Below are 1550 nucleotides of genomic sequence, written 5' to 3' on the forward strand. Positions count from 1 at the left end.
AGGCACTTCGGCTACATGGGGGGCCTCATAGGGGGCCACTGCGAGAAAGATGGCATAGAGGCGCGCTTTGAGATATTCGTCAGAAACCACTGGGATGAGAGGGGAACGAAGTTTCTCAACTCCGCTGTGAGCTACGTGAGGGATTATCTAGGACTTTCGGCCAATGATTTCCTCTGCGAGATGGTGCAGGGTTATCTGGGATGTGATTATCCCACTCCGCCGAGGATGCTCCCGCTCGCGGAGCAGATCGTCAAGCGCTACATCCTGAAGGAGATGGGTGCTGGCTATGACCTCGGCTATTCCATAGTTGAGGAAACCCAGCTCTTCGCGGTGGAGGGTGGAACCGGGGCGATGGCTTACATCTTCGAGTCCCTCAAAGCAAACCACATCCTGAATCCGGGCGATAAGGTAGCGATAGCCGTTCCGATATTCAGCCCCTACCTTGAGATACCAAAACTCGACCAGTACAGGCTGGAGATAGTTGAGGTTAGGGCACCGCCCGAACTCGGCTACCAGATACCGGATGAAGAACTCGAGAAGCTCAGAAACCCGGAGATAAAGGCCTTCTTCCTCGTCAATCCCGGCAACCCAACGGCGGTGAAGCTTGAGGAGGGAGTTCTCGAAAAGCTCAGGGAGATAGTTGAAAACGAGAGGGAGGACCTAATCATCATCACGGACGACGTTTACGCAACCTTCGCCGAGGACTTCAAGTCGGTCTACTCCGTTCTCCCACACAACACGATACTGGTCTATTCGTTCTCCAAGTATTTCGGAGCCACCGGCTGGAGGCTCGGCGTTATAGCCATCCACAGGGACAACGTCGTTGATAGGCTAATCGCGAGCCTTCCCGAGGAGGTTCAGGCGGAGCTGGAGAGGAGGTACGCCCTCATAACGCCGAACCCGCGCGAGCTGAAGTTCATTGACAGGCTCGTCGCCGACAGCAGGAACGTGGCTTTGAGACACACTGCCGGACTCTCGACACCCCAGCAGGTTCAGATGGTTCTCTTTGCACTCTACGGCCTGATGGACGAGGAGGAAACCTACAAGAACGCCGTCAAGAGGATCCTGAGGCGCAGATATAAGGCCCTCTACCGGGGAATGGGGCTTGAACCTGTTGAGAACCCGAACTACACCTACTACTACACCCTCCTCGACATGGAGGAGCTGAGCGAGAGGCTCTACGGAAAGGACTTTTCCCGCTGGTTCATGGAGAACTTCCCGCCGGAGGAGTTCATAATACGGCTTGCCAAGGAGGCCGGAGTTGTCCTTCTGCCGGGGAAGGGCTTCGAGGTTCCGCATCCCTCGGCGAGGGTCTCGCTGGCAAACCTGAGGGAGATAGACTACCTCACGATTGGAATGACGATAAGGAGAATCCTCGACGAGTACTACGAGGAGTTCCGGAAGAAGGGTGAGCCGAATGCCCAAGGTTGAGCCCTTTGAGAAGCACCGGGAAAGGTACGAAAGCTGGTTCAAGAGGCACCGCCATGCCTACCTGTCGGAGCTTGAGGCGGTGAGGAGGCTTTTGCCGAAGGAAGGAAAAGGTGCAGAGA

At 55.8% G+C, this 1550-nt stretch carries 1 protein-coding gene; it reads left to right on the top strand.

The genetic code is table 11. From position 1 onward, the window contains the following. On the top strand, positions 1 to 1431 hold a 1431-nt coding region (locus tag MV985_RS08625; protein ID WP_297465329.1), incomplete at its 5' end, for a bifunctional aspartate transaminase/aspartate 4-decarboxylase. Positions 1432 to 1550 lie beyond the last annotated feature (119 nt).

The organism is Thermococcus sp., from assembly GCF_027012695.1.
Lineage (GTDB): Archaea > Methanobacteriota_B > Thermococci > Thermococcales > Thermococcaceae > Thermococcus.